The 19,231-nt window shown below is 65.5% G+C and carries 26 protein-coding genes; 10 read left to right on the top strand and 16 right to left on the bottom strand.

Features of this window, described 5'->3' with window-relative positions:
• Positions 1 to 36: 36 nt before the first annotated feature.
• Positions 37 to 237, bottom strand: a complete 201-nt coding sequence (locus ACFRAQ_RS10635; RefSeq protein WP_379097157.1) for a DUF397 domain-containing protein — start codon at positions 235 to 237, stop codon at positions 37 to 39.
• On the bottom strand, positions 234 to 1,139 hold the full coding sequence (locus ACFRAQ_RS10640) for a helix-turn-helix domain-containing protein (protein WP_379097160.1): 906 nt from the start codon (positions 1,137 to 1,139) through the stop codon (positions 234 to 236). Before ACFRAQ_RS10640 ends, ACFRAQ_RS10635 begins: the two co-directional genes overlap by 4 nt.
• A gap of 171 nt (positions 1,140 to 1,310) precedes the next feature.
• Between ACFRAQ_RS10640 and ACFRAQ_RS10645 the strand changes: the two genes are divergently transcribed.
• Complete coding sequence (locus ACFRAQ_RS10645) at positions 1,311 to 1,514, top strand: hypothetical protein (protein ID WP_379097163.1); 204 nt, start codon at positions 1,311 to 1,313, stop codon at positions 1,512 to 1,514.
• 4 nt (positions 1,515 to 1,518) lie between these two features.
• A complete protein-coding gene (locus ACFRAQ_RS10650; protein ID WP_379097166.1) occupies positions 1,519 to 1,743 on the top strand; it encodes a hypothetical protein in 225 nt (74 codons plus the stop codon).
• A gap of 19 nt (positions 1,744 to 1,762) precedes the next feature.
• On the opposite strand, the gene ACFRAQ_RS10655 is transcribed toward ACFRAQ_RS10650, so the two are convergent.
• Together ACFRAQ_RS10655 and ACFRAQ_RS10660 are read right to left on the bottom strand one after the other, a co-directional pair.
• On the bottom strand, positions 1,763 to 2,134 hold the full coding sequence (locus ACFRAQ_RS10655; RefSeq protein ID WP_379097169.1) for a hypothetical protein: 372 nt from the start codon (positions 2,132 to 2,134) through the stop codon (positions 1,763 to 1,765).
• 9 nt (positions 2,135 to 2,143) lie between these two features.
• A complete protein-coding gene (locus tag ACFRAQ_RS10660) occupies positions 2,144 to 2,665 on the bottom strand; it encodes a hypothetical protein (RefSeq protein ID WP_379097171.1) in 522 nt (173 codons plus the stop codon).
• A gap of 414 nt (positions 2,666 to 3,079) precedes the next feature.
• Here ACFRAQ_RS10660 and ACFRAQ_RS10665 point away from each other — a divergent pair, with 414 nt between their 5' ends.
• Positions 3,080 to 3,796, top strand: a complete 717-nt coding sequence (locus ACFRAQ_RS10665) for an LppP/LprE family lipoprotein (RefSeq protein WP_379097174.1) — start codon at positions 3,080 to 3,082, stop codon at positions 3,794 to 3,796.
• A 131-nt stretch (positions 3,797 to 3,927) separates the two neighbouring features.
• Here ACFRAQ_RS10665 and ACFRAQ_RS10670 read toward each other — a convergent pair whose 3' ends face one another.
• Positions 3,928 to 4,656, bottom strand: coding sequence for an Imm52 family immunity protein (locus tag ACFRAQ_RS10670; RefSeq protein WP_379097177.1), 729 nt, complete (start codon positions 4,654 to 4,656; stop codon positions 3,928 to 3,930).
• Between the two features lie 236 nt (positions 4,657 to 4,892).
• Here ACFRAQ_RS10670 and ACFRAQ_RS10675 point away from each other — a divergent pair, with 236 nt between their 5' ends.
• The 4 genes from ACFRAQ_RS10675 to ACFRAQ_RS10690 all read left to right on the top strand — a co-directional run bounded on the left by ACFRAQ_RS10675 (position 4,893) and on the right by ACFRAQ_RS10690 (position 7,261).
• On the top strand, positions 4,893 to 5,732 hold the full coding sequence (locus ACFRAQ_RS10675; RefSeq protein ID WP_379097180.1) for an acyl-CoA thioesterase domain-containing protein: 840 nt from the start codon (positions 4,893 to 4,895) through the stop codon (positions 5,730 to 5,732).
• Between the two features lie 86 nt (positions 5,733 to 5,818).
• Positions 5,819 to 6,121, top strand: coding sequence for a hypothetical protein (locus ACFRAQ_RS10680; RefSeq protein ID WP_379097183.1), 303 nt, complete (start codon positions 5,819 to 5,821; stop codon positions 6,119 to 6,121).
• Between the two features lie 10 nt (positions 6,122 to 6,131).
• Positions 6,132 to 6,848, top strand: coding sequence for a PP2C family protein-serine/threonine phosphatase (locus ACFRAQ_RS10685; RefSeq protein WP_379097186.1), 717 nt, complete (start codon positions 6,132 to 6,134; stop codon positions 6,846 to 6,848).
• Between the two features lie 5 nt (positions 6,849 to 6,853).
• Complete coding sequence (locus ACFRAQ_RS10690) at positions 6,854 to 7,261, top strand: hypothetical protein (protein ID WP_379097189.1); 408 nt, start codon at positions 6,854 to 6,856, stop codon at positions 7,259 to 7,261.
• 1,341 nt (positions 7,262 to 8,602) lie between these two features.
• On the opposite strand, the gene ACFRAQ_RS10695 is transcribed toward ACFRAQ_RS10690, so the two are convergent.
• A complete protein-coding gene (locus tag ACFRAQ_RS10695) occupies positions 8,603 to 9,841 on the bottom strand; it encodes a thiolase family protein (protein WP_379097192.1) in 1,239 nt (412 codons plus the stop codon).
• A gap of 512 nt (positions 9,842 to 10,353) precedes the next feature.
• Here ACFRAQ_RS10695 and ACFRAQ_RS10700 point away from each other — a divergent pair.
• Positions 10,354 to 11,307, top strand: a complete 954-nt coding sequence (locus ACFRAQ_RS10700) for a hypothetical protein (RefSeq protein ID WP_379097195.1) — start codon at positions 10,354 to 10,356, stop codon at positions 11,305 to 11,307.
• A 403-nt stretch (positions 11,308 to 11,710) separates the two neighbouring features.
• Here ACFRAQ_RS10700 and ACFRAQ_RS10705 read toward each other — a convergent pair whose 3' ends face one another.
• The gene (locus ACFRAQ_RS10705) at positions 11,711 to 12,172 is read right to left on the bottom strand and encodes a hypothetical protein (protein ID WP_379100300.1); all 462 of its coding nucleotides are present in this window, start codon (positions 12,170 to 12,172) and stop codon (positions 11,711 to 11,713) included.
• Here ACFRAQ_RS10705 and ACFRAQ_RS10710 point away from each other — a divergent pair.
• Positions 12,125 to 12,652 carry a DUF2199 domain-containing protein gene (locus ACFRAQ_RS10710; protein WP_379097197.1) on the top strand — a complete coding sequence of 176 codons (528 nt, stop codon included), beginning with the start codon at positions 12,125 to 12,127 and terminating at the stop codon, positions 12,650 to 12,652. The genes ACFRAQ_RS10705 and ACFRAQ_RS10710 overlap by 48 nt on opposite strands.
• Before the next feature lie 596 nt (positions 12,653 to 13,248).
• Here the strand turns inward: ACFRAQ_RS10710 and ACFRAQ_RS10715 are convergent.
• The 8 genes from ACFRAQ_RS10715 to ACFRAQ_RS10750 form a co-directional block, all read right to left on the bottom strand.
• Entirely contained in the window at positions 13,249 to 13,671 is a 423-nt protein-coding gene (locus tag ACFRAQ_RS10715; RefSeq protein WP_379097200.1) for a hypothetical protein, read from the bottom strand.
• 338 nt (positions 13,672 to 14,009) lie between these two features.
• Entirely contained in the window at positions 14,010 to 14,390 is a 381-nt protein-coding gene (locus tag ACFRAQ_RS10720; RefSeq protein WP_379097203.1) for a hypothetical protein, read from the bottom strand.
• Between the two features lie 47 nt (positions 14,391 to 14,437).
• Positions 14,438 to 14,803, bottom strand: a complete 366-nt coding sequence (locus ACFRAQ_RS10725; RefSeq protein WP_379097206.1) for a hypothetical protein — start codon at positions 14,801 to 14,803, stop codon at positions 14,438 to 14,440.
• Positions 14,804 to 14,953: 150 nt separating this feature from the next.
• Positions 14,954 to 15,943: a TauD/TfdA family dioxygenase gene (locus ACFRAQ_RS10730; protein ID WP_379097209.1), complete on the bottom strand. Its 990-nt coding sequence runs from the start codon at positions 15,941 to 15,943 to the stop codon at positions 14,954 to 14,956.
• The gene (locus ACFRAQ_RS10735; protein WP_379097212.1) at positions 15,940 to 16,362 is read right to left on the bottom strand and encodes an arsenate reductase ArsC; all 423 of its coding nucleotides are present in this window, start codon (positions 16,360 to 16,362) and stop codon (positions 15,940 to 15,942) included. The genes ACFRAQ_RS10730 and ACFRAQ_RS10735 overlap by 4 nt, the downstream gene beginning before the upstream one ends.
• A 16-nt stretch (positions 16,363 to 16,378) precedes the next feature.
• Positions 16,379 to 17,095, bottom strand: a complete 717-nt coding sequence (locus ACFRAQ_RS10740; RefSeq protein ID WP_379097215.1) for an aquaporin — start codon at positions 17,093 to 17,095, stop codon at positions 16,379 to 16,381.
• Positions 17,092 to 17,469 carry an ArsR/SmtB family transcription factor gene (locus tag ACFRAQ_RS10745; protein WP_379097218.1) on the bottom strand — a complete coding sequence of 126 codons (378 nt, stop codon included), beginning with the start codon at positions 17,467 to 17,469 and terminating at the stop codon, positions 17,092 to 17,094. Before ACFRAQ_RS10745 ends, ACFRAQ_RS10740 begins: the two co-directional genes overlap by 4 nt.
• A 63-nt stretch (positions 17,470 to 17,532) precedes the next feature.
• The gene (locus ACFRAQ_RS10750; protein WP_379097221.1) at positions 17,533 to 18,063 is read right to left on the bottom strand and encodes an ArsI/CadI family heavy metal resistance metalloenzyme; all 531 of its coding nucleotides are present in this window, start codon (positions 18,061 to 18,063) and stop codon (positions 17,533 to 17,535) included.
• A 102-nt stretch (positions 18,064 to 18,165) separates the two neighbouring features.
• Here ACFRAQ_RS10750 and ACFRAQ_RS10755 point away from each other — a divergent pair, with 102 nt between their 5' ends.
• Complete coding sequence (locus ACFRAQ_RS10755; protein ID WP_357289140.1) at positions 18,166 to 18,525, top strand: Rv2640c family ArsR-like transcriptional regulator; 360 nt, start codon at positions 18,166 to 18,168, stop codon at positions 18,523 to 18,525.
• Positions 18,526 to 18,570: 45 nt separating this feature from the next.
• Here ACFRAQ_RS10755 and ACFRAQ_RS10760 read toward each other — a convergent pair whose 3' ends face one another.
• Positions 18,571 to 19,185 carry a class I SAM-dependent methyltransferase gene (locus tag ACFRAQ_RS10760; RefSeq protein WP_379097225.1) on the bottom strand — a complete coding sequence of 205 codons (615 nt, stop codon included), beginning with the start codon at positions 19,183 to 19,185 and terminating at the stop codon, positions 18,571 to 18,573.
• Positions 19,186 to 19,231 lie beyond the last annotated feature (46 nt).

Genomic DNA, 19,231 nt, shown 5'->3' on the forward strand with positions numbered 1-19,231 from the left:
CCGCACAGTAACCGAGCGCCGAGTCCAGCGCCGCGACTAACGACGCCAGACTTCGCTGCCCAGGAACCGATCCCACTGCTCCCCGGAGAACACGAGCACCGGCCCGCCAGGATCCTTGGAATCCCGCACCCCGACAGTGTGTGCGCGCTTGCCTACGAATGCGACCTCGACGCACTCGGACGCATCGGCGGACCTGGAGGACTTGAACCATTCGGCGTCGCGCAGATTGTTGATCACTTCGCGTACTCCTTCGTGGTGGCCGACAACAGCTCCCTGGTGTCGTCTTCGCTCAACGCTACTCGCCGGAGAGCGGTGATCGCTTGCTGGAAACGGATGATCACCTGCTCCTGGTCCAAGTAGAGTGCGCCGACAGATCCTTCGACGTAGACCACCGGCGGTTCCTTGAGATGGTTTGCGAAGGGCGGGAATTCGAGCAGGCCGAACGACTGGAGTGCGAGACCGGCGTGTGTGCCGACGGTGAACGGCACTACTCGAACGGACACGTTCTCGCGTGTGCCGATCTCGGCCAAGTGCTGCAGTTGCTCGACCATGACGGCGAGTCCCCCGGGCTGGTGCTTCAGCGTCGCCTCCGACAGGATGGCGTCGAGTCGAAAGTTCTTGTCGTTGAGGCGTTCCTGTCTCTTTGCGGCGAGCTCGAGCCGGCGCTCGACATCTACATTCGAAAGGTCGGGGTGTGTCGCCTTGATCAGGCTGCGGCGGTATTCGGGCGTCTGCAGTAACCCGTGGACCATGACGAGTTGGTGGGTCGTGAGGTGGTTGGCGGCCGTCTCCAGGTTCAGATAGTGGTCGAAGTGTGGTGTGAATTGGTCGCTGTACGACCGCCACCAACCCTTGGATGTCCCCAGTGCCCTCGATACCAGATCCTGCTGCTTCACCTCTTCCCACAGTGCGAGCAGATCATCGCGCTCCTGGCTGGGATTCGCGATGCCATAGAACTCGAGCAATTCGCGTATTTGAGCAGTGGATATTTTGACCCGCTGACCATCTTCCATTCGGCTGATGCTCTGCGGTGACATATCGACATGCCGACCTGCGACGAATTGTCCTTTACTGGCACGCAACCGGAAGCTGCGCAGGGTGCGTCCAAGTGCCCTGCGTGGAAGTGTCGACCCAGCCATTTTGTTAGCCTCGCTATCTGGGGAGCGCCGTACTGGAATAGGCCAATCTGGATGTCCAACAATCTCGGTGGAATTGCGCTCTTCGATAGTGCCAATCCGTCCCGCCTGATGTCTACTGGGATTCGGCGCGCCACACCGAATTTCGAAATTTCATCGGAAAGGGAGGCCGAAATGCCCTGGGACGCATGGGCCCTGCTCGCCATCATCGCCCTCTGCACCGCGATCACCGCCCGCACCGCCGTGGACTCCTACCGTCTCTCGCGGGAGTCCCGCACCGACACCCTCCGCCTGTCCCTCACCGGCGGCGGCCACCTCGTCATCCCTTGCCCGCCCGGCCATCCCACCGGCCGCCACCGCACCCACGACCCGAGGTGACCCCATGACCCCCGCCGAAATAGCGGTCCTCACCGCTCTCCACCCGGACCGCACCCTGACCGCCCCGCAAATCCAGCAGTCGGCCAGCCTCACCGGCCATCGCACCCGGACCGCCTTGTCCCACCTCGAATCCCGGGGCCTCATCACCCCCAGCCGCCCCCAGGGCCGTTACCGCATCACCCCTCGGGGCCGGGCGGCCCTCGCCACCAAGGCCCGCAGGTTCTCCTGATGCCGCGCCGGAACAAGGGTCAGAGTTCGATGGCGTCCTGCACTCCATCCGGCTGGTCGCGCGCGGGCTCCGCCTTGGTTCTGAACGCGGTGGCGAGCAGTACCAACGCCGTGACGATCAGGACGTGGGCGGTGAGCATCACCGCCATGGGGAGGGCGAAGCCTTCATTGGTGAGAATGCCGTGGTCGCCCACGCAGTACAGGGTGTAGTTGGTGGAGGTGCCTTCGGAGTCGTGGAAGGTGTCGGAGACGACCATGGGTTCGGTGGCCGGGGCCGAACAGAACAGGGGAGCGGTGAGTTTCGCTTCGCCGGGCCAGATGGCGACGGGCACGACAATGCTGAAAGCGCCGACGGCGAGGCCGGTCGACAGGGCTGCCATCACACGGGGCATCGTCTACACCTACTGGGCTCGGAGGAACACGCCGGCGCGGTCGAACTCGACGACCACCTCCGAGCGCGCGGAGACGACATTGGCGACCATGCGGATGTCCCGGCCGAAGCGGCTCACCAGGACGGCGGTGACCTGCCCGTCGGGGATCTCGCTGCGCGTACGAGCCGTATCGACGATGTCCTCGATCCGCGAGAGCCCCGGCACCTCGCTGACCCTGAAGTTCTCGCCGTCCAGGTCGTCGAAGGAGGAAACCCGCACCGGGCGTGGGTCACTCAGGTCGCCGAGCGTGAACGAGTAGTCGTCCAGCACGCGAGGTGGTCCCGGCGGCCGGACCCGCACCCGGACCGTGGGTTCGCGCGCGGTGAAATCACCCCCGTCGAAGAACCTGGTCACTTGGGCGGGCTGGTTGTTCACAACCAGTCGGAACTGGGTGGAGTTCGGTGCGGTCAGCAAGATGACGTTCACCTCCGGATCGCTCGCCCCGATACGCTGCGCCAGCGCGGCGATAGCGCCCTGCGGCAGCGCACTCACCAACCCGCCCCCGCGGGCCCGTATCTCCTTCTCGAAATCCCCCCGATCCACCGCCCCGATGCACCCGCTGGTACTCCCGAGCACGGCCAAGCACACCACGACACGAAACCACCCGCCACCACGCATATCCCGAATGCTATGCGCAGCGAACCACTTGCGCTGCGCCGCTCCTCGACCGCGTGTGCTTGTCATGAGGCGAGCCGCCGCCAGCCGCAACTTCCTGCCGTTGGTTGAATCTATCTGTCGAACCTGCTGTTTGCGGAAACCTGAGTACCGATTGCGCAGCCGCCCTTGATTTTTGGGGCATACCGCCCGCAAGCGTTCCGATTAACGCCCGCCTTATTGAACCCGATGACCAGTATGTCCTTCCATTCGGATGGAAGTCGGGGATGAGGTGTCGATGCGAGGAGAAACATGAAGGCCAAACCAGTGCTGTTCGCCGTGTTCGCCACCGCCCTGGTGGCGGCCGCGAGTGGATGCTCCGGCAGCTCGTCGACCCAGGCGGGACCAGCGAGCACGACAGTGGCCGCATCCCCGAGGACGACCGCACCGGCGCAGGGCGACCAGTCGGCTCCGCCGCCCGCCCAGGCCCCGGGCAGCCAGGGCGGCGATCCCTCTGCGGGCGAGGCCAATCCGCCACAGGCCGCACCGGCCACCGGTGCCGCGACCGACTCGCCGCAGTCCGCGATCGTGCCGGTGACCACGAATCCGGCACCCAACGGCAGCGGCCACGGAATGTGCTTCGACCTCAATTCCGGGCTTTCCAATTCGGCGATCAAGAGCCTCGCCCCGGCCTCGACCGGCGCGTGGGGTAATCCGTTCGCGAGCGAAGACCCGATTTCGGCGGGCTGCGAGGGCGTACTGTCGTGGATGACGGTGGAATCGGGCAATATTCACCCGTACACCCATGTCCTGTTCTTCACCAACGGCACCTACCTCGGTACCGCGACGTCCAGCCCCTACGGTTACACCAAGGTCATCGGAAAGACCGCGAATACCGTCTCGGTGCAATACAAGTGGGCGAAATCCAGTGACGCCCTGTGCTGCCCGAGCGGCGGCCCCAGCGTGGTGACCTTCACGCTCTCGGGCGGCAAGGTGGTGGCGAAGGGGCAATTCCCGCCGAGCAATTGAGTGTCCGATGTTCGGAAGGGCTGACCTCGTCGCGATGTAGCGGCTGGCATCATGAGCGGAATCATCAAGTGGGGGCGCATTCCGCTCCAGCCCATGGCCGCCCAATAGCAGGGTGAGGGTGAGCACGGGTATCAGAACGTAGCGCGGTCGAACGGGATCGGGAGCTCGTCCATTGCCCCGGCGGCACGTAGTCGGATGTTCGCTTCGAGGATCGTCTCGATGGCCGGGGACTGCGTGCCGTCACCGGTGAGGTCGATGACCAGCCCATCGTGTGCGGTGTGGACGTAGGTTGCGGGCAGCTCTTCGGGCGCCAGGGCGGCCCGGCGAGCGGAGAGGAAGACCGCACGCCCACAACGGGGTGCGCTGTTGGCCAAGTCGAATCGTTCGGTCACCGCGCGGTACTGGTGCTTGTCGTAGACCTGTCCGGCGTCGATCTCCCAGTGCTCCGCGAGCAGACGCAGGATCTGCGGAGCGCGCCGAATCACCTGCGCGGTCTCGTCGATCTCGCGTGACCGGAAGGCGAGTACGACGGAGTTCACCGCGTAGCGCGAGGTACTGCCCGCGTGAATCGCCATGGACACGTGAGCTGTACCGGTGTTCTTCGCCCACAGCGACGTCGTGTATCCGATGACGTCGAGGTCGGGTCCGGTATTAGTGCGCTCGATGTAGTCCGCCAGTGCGGGGACCGAGGGCTCCACCACGGGATCGGACGGGAGGTCCGCGCCGGCCTCGTGCCATCGCTCGAACGTCGAGCCATCGATGTCCGCGAGCGCGCGCAGCGTCGCGTACCACCGTTCAGCGATGCCCGGCACGGATTCCCCGCGGAGGCCCCAGAATCCGTTGACCACGACGTACAGCACGACACGTTCTCCCTCATTCGTTGGCACGGCTGCCCTGTGCGGCGTGGCCGCCACCATAAGACGCGGGGCCGACAACCCGACCGTGCAACGACGATCAGCTGGCCGATGAACTGCACAAGGCGTGGCTCGAACGTGAGGAAGACCTCCGCAGCCAACAGGTCACGCACACCATCGAGGAGGGCAAGCTTGATCGAGGCATTTCGACCTTCTCCTGCGCGACTGATAGGCGGTTCACCATGACGACGCCGTTGCAGATTCCGACGCCGCTCGGGGACGTGCGCCTGGAAGCGGAAGACTCCGGGTTCCGGTCGATCGTGCCACCCGAATTGTGCTATCAGGGAATAGGTTTCGGGGGCTACTCCGCGGCGGTCGCCGCGCTGGCGGGATTCGCGCACATGCCGGGCCGCACATTACGCAGCATCCACACCGTGTTCACCGCGCCCACCAAGCCCGGCGCGCTGCGGGTGGCGGCGCGGGCGCTGTCGGCAGGCCGCAGCTGCGGATTGTGTGAGGTCACCATCGAACAGGAAGGCGCCCTGGTGTTGACCGCCTTGGCGTGGTTCGTAGACCCGCAGATGGTGAATGGCCTCGAAGGCCAAGGCACCCAGCCGATCTCGTTCGACGACTGCGACCGTGTGCCCTGGGTGACCGAATGGGCACCGTTCTTGAAAGGACTGAACCTGCGGGCATTGGATTACCCGCTGACCTACGACGACTTCTATGACGGACAAGCGCGCGTCGCGCTGTGGGCGGTGCCGGACACCGCAGACTCGGAGCACCGATCCGCCGAGATCTGCGGACGCTTAACCGACATCATGTTCTTCGACGCATTCCTGTTGGACGCCGGGATGCGGACCGAGTCTCCCCTGACTCGCATGGTCAGCCTCGATCTGTCGGTCATCTGGTCGTCAGGCCACGCAGCACCCGCGCCCACGCTGTTGGAAGCCGACGGGCGAATCGACCACCAACTGGCCGGCATGCAAGGGACTCTCCGCGATACGACCGGGGCGGTACGGGCATCGGCCACCACCCAGGCCCGAGTCTTCCGGACAGTACGCGAAAGCCACGGTTCGTAACTGGTCACGCCTTCGGCCGGCCGTGCAGGTTCTCCGGCATCCGCTGCGATCATGGGTGGGGAATCACTATGGAGTCGGGAGTCGGCATGGCCAAGCTCGATCGTGGGCAGCTCATCGAACTGGTCGCGCGTGTGGCGAGTGCCGAAGGTAGTGACGAGCAGTTGGATGAATGGCTCACTCAGCTACAAGATTCGGTGGCGGACCCGCACATCTCCGACCACATCTTCTGGGACTTCTCCGACCCGCCGCTGACTCCTGAACAGATCGTGGACAAGGCGCTGGCCTACCAGCCGATCGTGCTGGGCGGACCGGAACAGCCGACGATCCAACGGAGTGATCTGCCGCCGAGGCGCTCGCCCAATCGGGCGTCGGCGTTTCGCCGTGGATAGCCTTGACGCTGTGGATGGTCTCGACATCAGAACCGCCGTGGGCAGCGATACGGGCAACCGCTATTCGGCGAACTTCGACGTCACTTACCTCGTTGAGAAACCTTTGTTCGCGGTGCTGGCCGACGGTATGGGAGATGGAGCGGGCAGCGCGGCCGCGGGGCGGATCGCCGTCGATACCTTCGTCGACTACGCCACGCGTGTGGCAGACCCGGGGCCCGACACGCTGCGCGACGCGGTGGCAGCAGCTCATGCCAGGGTGAGCCGTGTCGGCCGTGAATTGCGGGACCTCGCCGGGTGCACTCTTACCGCCATGATCGCCGCGCCACAGGGTTGCTGGCTCGTTCAGATCGGTGACTCTCGTGTATATCGGTGGCGTGCCGGGCTGCTCGAACTGTTGACCACCGACCACACGATGGCATGGCTAGGGGCTGTGCATGGTTTGTACCCTTTCGACTCGGCACAGGCCGCGGCAGCCCGGTATCAACTGACCCGCTATGTCGGCCATGGGTCCGCGCCAGAACCCGATGTGTTCAGCGTGACGATGAGACCCGGTGACCGATACCTGCTGTGCACCGACGGCGTATCCGAGCAGGTCGGCTACGACGACCTACGGACCTTTCTCGGTCGGGATACACCGCCGGACTCCGTCGTCACCGCCCTTCTGGCGGCCTGCGAGACAGCCGGCGGAAACGACAACGCCTCCGCCATCGTGATCCGAGTCGACTGAACAACATGTCCGAGGTTGTGAACTTGACGGCGGTTGATTCCGCGGGCGTGCAATGGCCGGTCGTGCTTCGTCTGGGTGAGCCTTCCGTGGCGCGGGTGGAGTTGGTGGGTCATGGCGTGTTCGGGTCGGCCGATGACGACTACCTGAGCTGCCTGCTCGCTGTCCGCGAATATCTGGAGGCCATGGGCCGACTGTTGTGCTGTCAGGGCGCTCGGCCAGACGTGTGGCCGTCGGGCATGTTGCGGCAGTTCGACAATGGCCGGCGCGCACACGTTCTCGACCATGATCGGCGAGGTGCGGAGCTCGAGGTGGTGGACATCTTCGCGCCGGCGCCGGCGGAGGTGGTCGTGAGCGTGTTGGATCAGGGCAAGGCCGTGTTCGCGTTCCACGGCTTGCCCTGGCGAGGAGAGTAGCCGCCACCTCACCGCCGGAAGATCGGCGCACACAGGGAACGTCCTGTCTTGCCGCATGCCGCGCTGCCCGAACCGGCCAGCGCGAGGCGCCGGCGGCCGAACCCGGTGCTGTTCAGAACGTCCGCTCATGCCGAATGCCGAGTGGCACATGGTGGAGGTGACACTGGACAAAATCCCTCCAGGATGTGCCACTCGGCGACGGGATACCGCTACAAGGCTGATCGGCCTGGCCGGGCTGCGGCCAGCCGAACGCACCCTCATGCCGAATTCCGTGCGGCTTGCAGAGGCCCGTGGACGTGCGAAACAGACCACCTTCTGCGAGGATTCGCCTATGACCTCGATCCGAAAGGGCAATGCCGCGTAGACGGCCCGTCCAGCTCCGGTATCAAGCGCTGTCGCGGTTGCGGCTCCACCGCCGCGGCACGCCGCTCACGCCTTCGCCGTACCTTCCGAACCTCGGTAGAGAGGTCTCGCGCATTCCGGGGCTCTCGCCGCATGGCTGCGTGGTTCTCGCCGGCCTCGAGCGGACCCGACTGTGGCCCGGCGCGACTACCGACGCGTTGTATGAATGGCGGTTGTTCGTGCGAAACCCCTACCGCCGATTGTGGGATCCGGCCTATCGGGGCTGCGGGCTCTGGGGTTGCTGCACTCGGGTCGAGGAGGTGTGGGAAGTCCTCGATATGGTGGCGCACCGACTTCCCCAACGCGACGCACGCCGATTCCGCGCCATGCTCGCTGAACTCGATCCCTGGTGAAGGGATCATGACGATGCGAACAGCAACGTACTGAAATGCCGCATACCGCAGTGTGAGAAGCGGCCAAGTCCGAGCCTGCTGGGACGCAGCGTGATCAACTCTCAGCAGGTAACCGATGAATCCGGGTGACTGTGGCGTGCATCCACTGCGGTGCCACCGGCACACAGAAATCGAATTGCGCGATCACGTCGACCGCTGGCTGGACAACGCCAGCGAACTCCGGTCCAGGCAGGACGTAAACGTGCAGTGAGTCGTGCAGTTGCGGCCATCCGAGAGCGCTGGGGTCGAACAGATTTCGCACGGTCGAATCGTAGAGAATGAAGCCCTGCCACGGCGTCGGCGAACGTCCGCCACTGCCGCATACCGCGCTGCCCGAGCCGGCCGACGCGGAGCATCGGAAGATCAACTGGGAGTACCGATCCGAGGCCGGTCGAACGTCCGCAACTGCTGATGACCGTAATGGCACATGCGTCGACAGCGACAACGTCCGAGTGGCGTTGTCTTCGACAACGCCACCGGCACGCTTATCGAGGTCGTCTCCTGACCTCCCTGGGATCCCCGTACGTCGTTTCTTCGCTGAGATTTCTCAGGCGGCGGACGGGTTTTCGAGGACGATTGCGACTCCTTGACCGGATCCGATGCAGACTCCGATCGCGCCGTAGCGCGCATTGCGTTCCCGCAGTTCGGTGGCCAGGGTCAGAACGTAGCGGGCGCCGGTAGCGCCGAACGGATGACCGATTGCCACTGCGCCGCCGTTCGGTGTCAGCTTCTCGTCGGGGATGATGAAACCGTCGAGCTGGTTCGGCAGTTCACGCAGCACGCCCAGGGCTTGGGCGCTGAATGCCTCGTGTACTTCCCACACGTCGATCTGCTCGGGTGCCAGGCCCGCACGCTGGATCGCCAGGGGTAGAGCCCACGCCGGAGCCAAACCCATATAAAGCGGATCGATCCCGTACACCGCGGACGACACCACCCGCGCCAGCGGTTCGACGCCGAGTTCGGCCGCTCGTTCACCCGAGGCCAGCACCAGTGCGCTGGCTCCGTCGGTCAGGGGAGTCGAGTTCCCTGCGGTCATCTGCGTCGTCCCCGGCTGCGGGGGCAGCGCCGACAGTCTCTCGGCGGTGGTGTCGTCGCGGATGAACTCGTCGTGCTCGAACAGGCGGGCGGGGGTCTTCTTCGTCGCGCCGATCTCCACCGGCATAATCTCCTTGGCCAATCGGCCGGAATCTCTGGCCGCCTTGGCATTTCGCTGCGTCCGCAGCGCGAACGCGTCAATTTCCTCTCGGGTCAGCCCGTAGCGGTTGGCGACATTCTGCGCTGTCTCGATCATTCCGATGTAAGCATTGCGCGCCAGCAGCGCCGGATTGGCGGGACCGCCTGCACCCGCCCACATGGTGTCGAGCAGGACGACCGGGCCACGGGGGCCGAACGGGCTGTCCCCCTTCATGTACGCCCATCCCGACCGCGACATCGACTCGACACCACAGGCGATCCCGACACCCAGATCCCCTGCTTTGATCGCGTGCGCGACATTGATGGTTGCACTCAGGGACGACCCGCAGAACCGGTTGATCGTCGCCCCGGCCACCGTGTCGGGGAATCCCGCCGCCAGCGCCGCCCACCGCGCGACATCACCCATACCTTCGTGGGCCGGATTGACGCAGCCCGCGACAATATCCTCGATCTGATCGAGACCCACGCCGACGCGTTCGCACGCACCCTTCATGGTCATCCCCAGCAGGTCGTCGGCCCGAATGTGCGACAGCGAACCACCGTACCGAGCGAATGGGGTCCGAACGCCACCGAGCACAAACGCTTCCGCCATCACGATCTCCTTCGACAGTGTCCTCGGGCTCTCAACGAGCGAGCCGCCGTTGCCGCTTCCGATCTTGCCTCGATTTCGAGGAAATCCGCCACACCTGCGCAGACCGACTGCGCCGAGACCGCTGTCCTTCGAGATTGGGCTGCTCGCATCCGCCGTGTAACGGAAGATCGGCAGGCCGCACCGATCCGACTGCAGCCGAACGTCCGCTCATGCCGAATAGTGCGCATTCCCGCGTGAATCTGACCTCGTGGAGCTACCGCTTCCGCTTCCGGATTCGGGGTGGTTCGAGAGGGAACGGAATCTCGGGTACGCGCCCGCGGGTTCCTCTCGACGTTGACGCTGACGGCCCGGTGTCTGCCGCCCTCCCGTCCACCAGTGGACCGCTCGGTATGTATCGCACCGGCCCGCTAGTGTTGATCATGAGCGCGCCGCGAACATGCCGTTCGGGCTGGATGTGAGATTGGAAGTTTGAGATGGGGTTCCTCCGCCGCTTCGGACACAGGCCCACGCCGGTGGTGGTTACCGAATGGGCCGCAGACGATTCGGCGTTGAAGACGGCGCTCGACGAGATCAAGACGACCGGGAGCTGGATGCCCGCGGCGAAGCTGCTCGCGGCGACCGGGCGTGACTGGGATCGGCGTTCCTACCGCGTGGAGGCACTGGCGGAGTCGGCGGCACCGGCTATGACGTGGTTGGCCGGATGGTGTGCCGAACGACCGGACGATCCCGATGCGCATGTGCTGCGGGCGAAAGCGGAAGTATTGTGCGCCTGGAACGCTCGGGGAAGCGCCTACGCGAGTCAGACCTCGGACGAGGCAATGGCTAACTTCGCCACGATCTTGCGTCGTGCGCAGCAGTGGTGTGTGCGGGCGATCGAGTTGAACCCGGATGATCCGACTCCATGGGTCGCGAGGCTGTGGTTGGTGATCGGTGGGCAGGAATCCCCGGACTCGTTCCGGTCGTATTGGAAGGAAACCTGCGCACGCGATCCCTACAACAGGGCCGGATATATTGCCGCCCTGCAGTTCTCGTCCGAGAAATGGTACGGCTCGCACGAGCAGATGTACGAGTTCGCTGAGACCGCCGCATCGGAAGCACCGAAGGGTTCTCCGTTGGTGGTCGTGCCGCTCCAAGCACACTGCGAATACATGCTGCGTGAACACGGGGATCATCGGGTGGCCGTCGATCCGCCCCACCCACTCTGGACGACGCCGCGCGCACAAGCGGACATCGACCGGGCGATGGCCGTCCTGATGGGGTCGCAGCCGCCGATGCACGCCCTGATGCTCCACGACATGAGCGTGTTGGGATACGCGCTCGCCCACGCCGGTCGATGGTCGGAGCTCGCCGCGGTCTTCGATCGCACCAGTCACCACATGTTCCAGTACCCCTGGTACTACCAGAACGGGGGCGCGTCCGAGGCCGTCGCCGCTGCGCACCGAAAGGCTATGAATCACCGCGGGTGAACCGTTGCGCCCCAGCGTCGCAAACACCTCCACCAGCCGCTTGGAACCTCGGTGTTCATGCACCACGGATGCTGATAGCCCGCCAGCCACCGGCTGATTCGCAACCAGAGGCCCATCGAGCCGATCGCACACCGCATACCGCCAACCCACCGCAGCACACGCCCGGCCGGTCGCATCGAACGCAACCTGGTCCTTCTCCCTGATCAACTCCAGCGGACGCGAGTCCCAAACAGCACATCACCGCCAGCCGACTGTTCGGAGGAGAAGGGGGAGGGTCTGACCGCCGATAACGGCTGCTTATCGGTTCGATCCGGTCACGAGATCATCTGTCGCGCAGGACATCCTGAAATGCCGAATGCCGGATGTCGAGCGGACCCTTCAGGAACCTCGCAGCTTGCTGAATCTAGTCGTCGTCCTCATCCTCGTACTCGTCGTCTTCCTCTTCGTCCTCGTCGTACATGAAGTCGCGAGCGCCCTCTTCGTCCAGGTCCCGCTGAAATCTCGGGTTGACCAGGTCCAACAGGATGAAACCGTCGTGCGGGGCAACAGTGATGACCACTTTGGGGAGTCGCCAGTAGTCGTTGTCCAGATCCTCTCCGAAGACGTACTCGGATACCGGCCCCAACTCCTCGACCAGACGGTCCCGGAGTTGATGGTGAAGCGCCGTGGATTCGAATCTCGTCGATTCCTCCGCCACCTCCGCCGTGCCGGTCCATGAACCGCCTGGTGAAGACAACGCGACACCGAGGCTGATGAACGTCGAGGTTGGTGGGCTCCCTCCGGTAACTGCGACAGGCTGATCGGTGATACTGGCGCGATGCCTGGTGATACCTGCCCCGACTGCGGTCATGTGCTTGACGAGCACGATCGACATTATCGGTTCACGCTTCCGGAACCGATGATGCACTTGCCCGAGCCGGTGCCCGCCGCGGATTTGTGGATGAGCGGCACGACAATACGCGATTCTGAGCTACTTCAGGTGCAGCAAATCGGAACGTTTGTACGCGCGATGCTTCCGATCAATCTCACCGGCGGCTACCGCATCACCTATTGTGTTTGGCTGCTGGTTCATCCCGTCGAATTTCAGGCAATCTACGAAACCTGGTGGAGCCCGGGCTATTCCCAGCTTCAGATCAAAGGCTATCTAGCGAACCAGATTCCACCATGGGGAATGCTAAGAGCCCCGGTTGATGCGACCGTGACAGACCCTGAACGGCTGCCGATTTGCGTGGCATCAGCGGATCCCCACTTGGATCGAGTGTTGCGAGAGCAGTGGCCACATGAGGTCGCACTGGGCTCAATATCCAAAACAGCCGGTATCAACAGCTCGCGCATGGATCTCTGAACGCACACCACGCGGCATACCGCACTGACCGACCCGGCCGACATCGAGCTGGGGGAGTGCGCTGAGTGGTGTCGCTGCACGCGAGGAATCTGGGCCGGGGGTAGGGGTCTCGATTGCCGAACGCTGGGATGTGCGTTTGGGACCGGCAGAGTCGAGACACCTACCCATCATCTCCGGGCGAACCCCCAGCACTCGGAGACGACGACCACTGTAGACGGGAAAGACAGCGCAACAGTGCTGAGAGGTATGACCTTTCGTGCCAGAAACCCGGTCTAGGCAATCTCTTGGCGAATCTCTATCTGGGCTGGCTCGCGCCGGATGCCGGTCGGCGAACAAGCCCAGGCGGGAGAACTCTCGTGCCGGTCTTTCACCGGTAATGGCGGGGCGGGGCCGGGTGGATCGGGAGTCTGAGCGATCCACCCGGCGGGCGATCCACCCGGATCGCGTTGTCGCGCGGTGGATCCACCACGCCGCGCGACTCGCGTGCAGTGGCGTTCGGAAAACGATCAGGCGGTCCTCTCGACCGCCGCGGTGCCGCGGCGACCCAGGTTGGCGGGGCGCGCCAGAACGGAATGGTTCGCCCGCGAGTCCATCGCCTAGTTCATCCCGAACGTCACGGGGTGGCCGCCGGTGCTGCCGGTTTGAAAGCCGTTCAGGATCGTTTGGATCGGGTTCGGGGTGAAGGAGGAGCTTCCAGTGGTGCCGTTGGACCTGACGTCGGTGGACTGCTGGCTGATCGTGCCATCCGCAGTCTTCTGCGAGGCGACGATGTGCTGATCGCCGGCTGCCAGGTTGAGTTGGACGGTGACGGTGTAGTTGGCGCCGTTGGTTGGCTTCAGCGCAAATGGGCTGCCCCCCAGCGTGACTCCGTTGACCTCGATCGTCACCGGGGTCGAGGTCGTCGCTATCACAGAGATGTAGGCACCCTGGAATCCACCGTCCCAAGCACGGCTAAACAGCTCGACGGAGACGATGTCGGCCGATGCCGGGGCTGCTCCCGCAATACCGCGCTGCCTCACGTCTTCGCAGAGGCTGATCCGCTTCGGAACTCGACGACGTCGCCGTCGAATACCTTGCACCTCAAACGCCCTGCCCACCCCTCGACTCTCGTTCCGAAGCCGAATAACCTCTCTGCCACGTCCACCCGGGCACACAGCCAGCGCCCCACCGTGTCACCCGACTGGCTCTAGCGAGCTCGAGTGCGCGCTCATGCCGATGACCGAGCGGCTTGTGTTGTCCGAAGCCCCACTCAGCTACCGGTGGACCATCGGTGCTCGATGCTGCCGACGTCAGTGCGTCGCCAACTCGACCTAGGGATTCGCCCGAAGTCCCCTCCATGACCTGGATCGGGACAGGACTACGCTTCCTCGATGTGCTCCGGGTCCGGCTTCTGGACCCCGTTGGGGCGGATCTGTTCGAGGGCCTGCCGTACGACGTCCTCGGAGACGTCGCCCTTGACCGAGATTTCCGAGTCGCCGATTCGCAAGGTGAATTTGGTTGTGCGGCTGGCGATCCAGGCTGTCACGCATGCGGTGACCGCACCCATCAACGGCGCGGATTCGACCACGAGTTTGATGAGTTCCGTTGCGCCGAGCGCGTCCGGGACGGGTTCGCCGCTGATCAGGCGTTTGTGGACGGCGCGTAGGTCGTCGTCCACCACGATCGCCTCGAACAGCGAGGCCAGTTCGGCGATGTCGTCGTCGGCGTCGGTGATCGAGATGGTGATCGTTGCGGCCACGTGGATCCTCCCCGGTTGGTCTGTGGCCGCAATTCTAGGGCGAACGGTCAGTGCGCGCGCGAGTGGCAGTGGGGGACGGGAGGATTCGCGCGTCGGATGCAGTACCGTCCCTCCGGGGAATCACCCGGGGGACGGTCCGCACCGTCCGCGCGCCGCTGCCGGCGGTCGCGTTCGATGATGCGCGCCGCCAACCGGACGACGGCCTCCTCGAGCCGCATCCCCAGCGATTCGGCTCGCAGCGCCGCCAACTCCAGGACGAATTCCTCCTCGGTGGAGGCCAGGTCGCTCAGGATCTCGTCGAGCGCCATCCCGTCGATGGCCTGCTCCCGGGTCAGATCCCGCCCCGGTAGCCAGCTGAGCACCCACCGGCTCCCGGCGGGACCGGGAACCAGATGCGCGGTCTCAGGCGTCATGTCACTGGTGATCGCCTGTCCGGAAATACGTAGCGCCATAGCCTTTCACCCCCTCGGAGCTGGACTCCCCGAAAATGTATGGTCCGGCGCTTAACGATCGCTATCGATTTCCTTACCGGGACCGGTCACGGCCCGGAAGGCGCCCGGTGATCAGCCCCGGCGTGGCGGGATCCCCTCGCGCAGCATGTCCTCGACGGTGGCGAAGGAATGGGCGGTGAGCCACAGGCGCAGCAGGTGGCGGCGACGGGCGGGGTCCTCGTGGTCCGTGTAGGCCTCACGGCTGTGCAGGATCTTCGCGTTGTTGAGGATCTGGATGTCGCCGGGGGCGAATTCCATGGGGAGGTAGAAGGCGGGGTCGTTGGCGGTGTCCTCGAGCATGCGCATGGCCTCGAGTTGCAGGTCGGTCAGGGGCGGGACGCCGGGGTGGCGTTGGGCGTCGCGGATGTACCAGCCGATGTAGAAGATCCGGGGTTCGCCGTTGATGTCATGGATGGCGGGCAGGGTGAAATACGGCGCCTCGCCGGGGGATTGCTCGTCGTTGCGGTCCCAGTGGAAGGGACTGCGCAGCACCTCGAGGAGATTGGGCCGTTCGGCCAGGATGTGGTTGTAGACGGCCAGGGAGCTCGCGATGCGGCTCTCCCCACCGGTTTTCGCGGGTTTCAAGCACAGCAGTCCGACCAGGTCGGAGCCGTCGGTGTGGAAGTCCTGACGCTCGTTGGTGGTGTAGAGCCGCACCGCCGGGCCGGTGCGCGGGAGGCGCTCGTCGCGGACGTGGCCCAGCAGGTCACCCGCCGCGTTCTGGCTGACCGGAGTGCCCAGGTGCAGGCCGAGACCGACATAGGCGAGCTCGGTCTCGGCCTCGGTCAGCAGATCGACGGGGAACCGGCGGAGGAGAACGAAGGCGCGGCCCTGCGCCAATGTGACCGTCCACTCGCGCAGCAGATCGGCCAGGCCCGGCAGCGGGAAGTCCTCGCGGCGCAGGTTCGTGACGTCACGCCCGGCGGCACGGGCCGCGCGCGTGGCGTCCACGATCTCCGCGCGCTGCGCGTCGGTCAGGACGGTTGCCCATTCGGTGGAGTCGCTGAGGTCCGCGCCGCGCCAGACTGCCGGCGACTGCGCGGGTCGGGAGACGGCACTCATCGCGGATCCACTCCTGATGTCCGCAACTCTTCGATGAGTCGTTCCACCCGGGTACGGATTTCGTCGCGAATCGGCCGCACGGCCTCGACACCCTTACCCGCGGGATCGTCGAGGGTCCAGTCGCGGTAGTCGACGCCGGGGAAGTAGGGGCAGGTGTCGCCGCAACCCATGGTGATCACCACGGTGGAGGTCTGCACCGTGTCGGGGGTGAGGACCTTCGGCGTCTGAGCGGTGATGTCGATACCCAGCTCGGCCATGGCCTCGACCGCGGCCGGATTGATGGTGTCGGCGGGCGCGGTTCCGGCCGAGCGGACTTCGATGGCGTCCCCGGCCAGGTGGGCCAGGAAGCCCTGCGCCATCTGGGAGCGGCCCGCGTTGTGGACGCAAACGAACAGGACGCTCGGCTTGACGGAGGTCATTGGTGGGCGGGCCCTTTCACGAAGTCGGAACGTCGAGCGCGGTGCGCTCAGCCGGAGCGGAGTCGGGGTACAGTGCGCCGACCAGCGCGAATCCGAGTGCGGCCCCGAGGAGTTGGGCGGCGACGAACGCCGGCGCCGAGGCGGGCGCGATACCGGCGAAGGTGTCGGAGAAGATCCGGCCGACGGTGACGGCGGGATTGGCGAAACTGGTGGAGCTGGTGAACCAGTACGCGGCACCGATGTAGGCGGCCACCGCGACGGCCGCCAGCGCGGTACGGCCGGTGCGGACCAAGGCGAAGATGACGGCGATGAGCCCGGCGGTGGCCACCACCTCACCGACCAGATGACCGGTGCTGACCCGGTGATGGGTCGAGATCTGCACGGCCCGCTGATCGAACATGATGTTGGCCAGCACCGCCCCGGCGATGCCGCCGGGCACCTGCGCGCCGATATAGGCGAGCATCTCGGCGGTGGTGAGACCGGTGCCGCGGCGACGGCCCGCCCACCAATCGGCCACCGAGACAACGGGATTGAAATGCGCCCCCGACACCGGCCCGAGGATCAGGATCAGGACCCCGAGCCCGAACACGGTGGCGGTCGAGTTCTCCAGCAACTGGAGGCCGACATCCTGCGCGGACAGCTGCTGCGCCGCGATGCCGGACCCGACGACCACGCACACCAGCAGTCCGGTGCCGACGAACTCGGCCAGTAGCCGCCGGGTCAGCGCGCTCATCGGGCGGCCGCCTCGGGTAGAGCGATGTCCAGCAGCGACGACAGCTGTCGCAGGGCATCGGGTTCGACGCGGTAGTACACCCACGAGCCACGGCGCTCACTCGACAGCAACCCGGCTTCCCGCAGCACCTTCAAATGGTGGGAAATGGTCGGCTGGGAGACGTCGAACCCGTCGGAGATATCGCACACACAGGCCTCCTGGCCGACGTGGCTGGCGATCACCGACAACAGCCGCAACCGCACCGGATCCGACAACGCCTTGAACACCGCCGCCAACTCGGTGGCGGCCGGCGGGGTCAAGGGTTGCCGGACCAGGGGAGTGACCTCACATCCGGGTGCGGTCACCGCGGTGAGCGGCAGTTCTCGTTTCGACACACGTCGATATTGACGGGTGTCGAAATCAGGCGCAAGCGAACAACCGGCGAACTCACAGCGACATCAGCCGCAGCAGGACTGGCCCGAAGCGACCGCCTCGGCCTTCGCGGTGCTGCCGCAGCAGGCTCCCTCCGCGGCGGCTTCCTCGGCGGTGCCGCAGCACACCGCCGTGGCCTGCGCATCCGTCGCCGGCTCCCCGGAGGCGAGAACCGGTGCCGTGCCGAAGGTTTCGCTGTTCGCCAGCACGGTGTAGACCTCCCACCGTTCGGCGTCGGGGGCGGTCACCCACACCTTGTCCTGGGTGGCGAAGCAACAGGTGGTGGCGATCTGTTCCTCGGTGAACAGGCCCGCCTCGGACAGGCGGGCGATCTCGCCGTGGACCTGCTCGCTGGATTCCACCTCGACCCCGAGGTGGTTGAGGCTGCCGCCGTGGCCGGGGTTCTCGATCAGGACCAGCTTGAGCGGGGGTTCCGCGACGGCGAAGTTGGCGTAACCCGGCTTGCGCTTGGCGGGCTCGGTCTTGAACAGGGTCGAGTAGAACGCGACCGCCTGATCGAGGTCGTCGACGTTGAGTGCGAGCTGGATGCGGGACATGGGACCGTACCTCCACTTGTGAGACATATGTCGAAGAACTTCTGTGACCGAGTCTGCGCCACTTCTTCGACATATGTCAAGAAGGTCGGTAAGGTTGATCGCATGCCCAAGGCGCTACCAGTGATCGACATGTCCGCCCCGGTCTGCTGTGCCCCGGTCGCCGCAGGCCCGGTCGACGACGCCGCCGCGCTCGAAATCGCGCTGCGGCTCAAGGCGATTGCCGACCCGGCTCGGGTGAAACTGCTGTCGTTGCTGCTCACCAGCCCCGCGGGCGAGGTGAACACCGGTGACCTCGCGGAGACCGTCGGCCTGGCCGAATCGACCGTCAGCCACCATCTCGGCCAGCTGAAGAAGGCGGGCCTGATCGAATCGGAACGCCGCGGCATGAACACTTTTCACCGCGCCTACCGCGATGCCCTGTCAGCGCTGTGCCTGGTCCTCGACCCGAACTGCTGCCGCTGAATCCAATCCCAGGGCGGCGTCGATCAGCTGGTCGGTCCTTCGATGTCAGCTCGCCCGGGAGAACACCGCCACCAGGAAGTCCGCGTCGGCGGTGAACGGCCGCAGATCCCAGGTCGACAGGAGCAGATCCGGTGTGAGCCCGGAGGTTTGAGCGTCGGAGAGGAACTGGGTGAAGTCGTAGCCGCGGTCGGCGCCGAACCCGATCACCGCGCGGCCGGTGGGAGCCAGGTGCCGGGCGAAGGCGGACAGGACGGCCCGGCGGGTGGAGGGCGCCAGGAACGCCATCACATTGCCCGCGCAGACGATGGCGTCGAAGTCGGCGGGCACGCCCCGCCCGGGCAGGTCCAGTTCGGCCAGGTCCCCGACGAGCCAGGTGGGGCCGGGGTGGTCGTGCTCGGCCGCGGCGATCAGCACCGGGTCGACGTCGACACCCACCACGATGTGACCCACCTGGTGCAGGTGGCCGCCGATCCGGCCCGGCCCGCACCCCGCGTCCAGGACGCGGCTGCCGCGCCCCAGCATGGCGTCGATGAGTCGCGCCTCGCCGACGATGTCGGTGCCCTCGGCGGCCAGATTGCGGAAACGCTCCACGTAGCGGGTCGAGTGGGTGGGATCGGCGGCGATGATCTCCTCCCACTGGCTGGGGGTGCGTCCGCTCATGGTCTGAACCTCCTCGCTCGGGGCGCGTCCGCTTCACTCTGCCAGT

Source organism: Nocardia sp. NPDC056611 (assembly GCF_042792755.1).
Classification (GTDB): Bacteria; Actinomycetota; Actinomycetes; order Mycobacteriales; family Mycobacteriaceae; genus Nocardia.

Bases quoted from the DNA above. Each gene is read 5' to 3' on its own strand.
- ACFRAQ_RS10675 (WP_379097180.1), top strand. From the start codon at position 4,893: ATGACGACGCCGTTGCAGATTCCGACGCCGCTCGGGGACGTGCGCCTG.
- ACFRAQ_RS10750 (WP_379097221.1), bottom strand. From the start codon at position 18,063: ATGTCCCGCATCCAGCTCGCACTCAACGTCGACGACCTCGATCAGGCG.
- ACFRAQ_RS10755 (WP_357289140.1), top strand. From the start codon at position 18,166: ATGCCCAAGGCGCTACCAGTGATCGACATGTCCGCCCCGGTCTGCTGT.
- ACFRAQ_RS10760 (WP_379097225.1), bottom strand. From the start codon at position 19,185: ATGAGCGGACGCACCCCCAGCCAGTGGGAGGAGATCATCGCCGCCGAT.
- ACFRAQ_RS10665 (WP_379097174.1), top strand. From the start codon at position 3,080: ATGAAGGCCAAACCAGTGCTGTTCGCCGTGTTCGCCACCGCCCTGGTG.
- ACFRAQ_RS10730 (WP_379097209.1), bottom strand. From the start codon at position 15,943: ATGAGTGCCGTCTCCCGACCCGCGCAGTCGCCGGCAGTCTGGCGCGGC.
- ACFRAQ_RS10695 (WP_379097192.1), bottom strand. From the start codon at position 9,841: ATGGCGGAAGCGTTTGTGCTCGGTGGCGTTCGGACCCCATTCGCTCGG.
- ACFRAQ_RS10735 (WP_379097212.1), bottom strand. From the start codon at position 16,362: ATGACCTCCGTCAAGCCGAGCGTCCTGTTCGTTTGCGTCCACAACGCG.
- ACFRAQ_RS10740 (WP_379097215.1), bottom strand. From the start codon at position 17,095: ATGAGCGCGCTGACCCGGCGGCTACTGGCCGAGTTCGTCGGCACCGGA.
- ACFRAQ_RS10655 (WP_379097169.1), bottom strand. From the start codon at position 2,134: ATGCCCCGTGTGATGGCAGCCCTGTCGACCGGCCTCGCCGTCGGCGCT.
- ACFRAQ_RS10650 (WP_379097166.1), top strand. From the start codon at position 1,519: ATGACCCCCGCCGAAATAGCGGTCCTCACCGCTCTCCACCCGGACCGC.
- ACFRAQ_RS10645 (WP_379097163.1), top strand. From the start codon at position 1,311: ATGCCCTGGGACGCATGGGCCCTGCTCGCCATCATCGCCCTCTGCACC.
- ACFRAQ_RS10690 (WP_379097189.1), top strand. From the start codon at position 6,854: ATGTCCGAGGTTGTGAACTTGACGGCGGTTGATTCCGCGGGCGTGCAA.
- ACFRAQ_RS10725 (WP_379097206.1), bottom strand. From the start codon at position 14,803: ATGACGCCTGAGACCGCGCATCTGGTTCCCGGTCCCGCCGGGAGCCGG.
- ACFRAQ_RS10640 (WP_379097160.1), bottom strand. From the start codon at position 1,139: ATGGCTGGGTCGACACTTCCACGCAGGGCACTTGGACGCACCCTGCGC.
- ACFRAQ_RS10710 (WP_379097197.1), top strand. From the start codon at position 12,125: ATGCCTGGTGATACCTGCCCCGACTGCGGTCATGTGCTTGACGAGCAC.
- ACFRAQ_RS10680 (WP_379097183.1), top strand. From the start codon at position 5,819: ATGGCCAAGCTCGATCGTGGGCAGCTCATCGAACTGGTCGCGCGTGTG.